Annotated in this window: 2 protein-coding genes; one reads left to right on the top strand and one right to left on the bottom strand. The window is 66.4% G+C overall.

Annotated features, from left to right (window positions below; translation table 11 throughout):
* Positions 1–107: hypothetical protein (locus A5752_RS28000; RefSeq protein ID WP_231983393.1), on the bottom strand; the 107-nt coding region annotated here is incomplete at its 3' end.
* Between the two features lie 92 nt (positions 108–199).
* Between A5752_RS28000 and A5752_RS12650 the strand changes: the two genes are divergently transcribed.
* The coding region (locus A5752_RS12650; protein WP_197500603.1) for an ATP-dependent DNA ligase at positions 200–801 on the top strand (602 nt) is incomplete at its 3' end.

The following is an 801-nucleotide window of genomic DNA, read 5'->3' as shown; positions in this document are numbered from 1 at the left end:
AACGACCGGAAGCCATCCCACTTCGGTTCGTAGGACGCGTCCGCGGGAATCGACGCCACCGATTTGGCCAGCATCGGCTTCACCGGCGGCATCACGGGTAGGCGCATTCGGCCATTGTCGCAGTGCCGTCCGCGCTGACCGGCGATGACATTTCCCGGTGTCGTCGGTCAGAAGTGGCGTGGACGCAATAATGGGCGGGGTGGACCTTCCCGTACTGCCGCCGCTCGAACCGATGCTGGCCAAGGCCCAGGCCAAGGTCCCGCCCGAGGCGGGTGTGTGGTCGTACGAGCCGAAGTGGGACGGCTTTCGATCCCTGGTGTTCCGCGACGGCGACGAGGTCGAGTTCGGCAGCCGCAACGAACGCCCGCTGACCCGCTACTTCCCCGAACTGGTCGCGGCCGCGAGGACGGAGCTACCCGGACGCTGCGTGATCGACGGCGAGATCGTCGTCGCCGCCGGCCATGGCCTCGACTTCGAGACCCTGCAACAACGCATCCACCCCGCCGACTCGCGGGTCCGGATGCTGGCCGAGAAGACACCCGCGGCCTTCATCGCGTTCGATCTGCTCGCGCGAGACGACATCGATTACACCCAACGGCCTTTCGGGGAACGCCGCAATGCACTCGTCGACGCGCTCTCTGGCGCGGGCCCGAAATTCCAGGTCACCCCGGTGACGACCGACCTCGCGACGGCGCACCGGTGGTTCGACGAGTTCGAGGGCGCGGGACTCGACGGCGTGATCGCAAAACCCGTCGACCTGACCTATCAGCCGGACAAGCGCGAGATGTTCAAGATCAAGCA

This window comes from Mycobacterium sp. 852002-51961_SCH5331710 (assembly GCF_001665535.1).
Classification (GTDB): Bacteria; Actinomycetota; Actinomycetes; order Mycobacteriales; family Mycobacteriaceae; genus Mycobacterium.
This window is presented reverse-complemented; position numbering and strand designations above follow the sequence as displayed.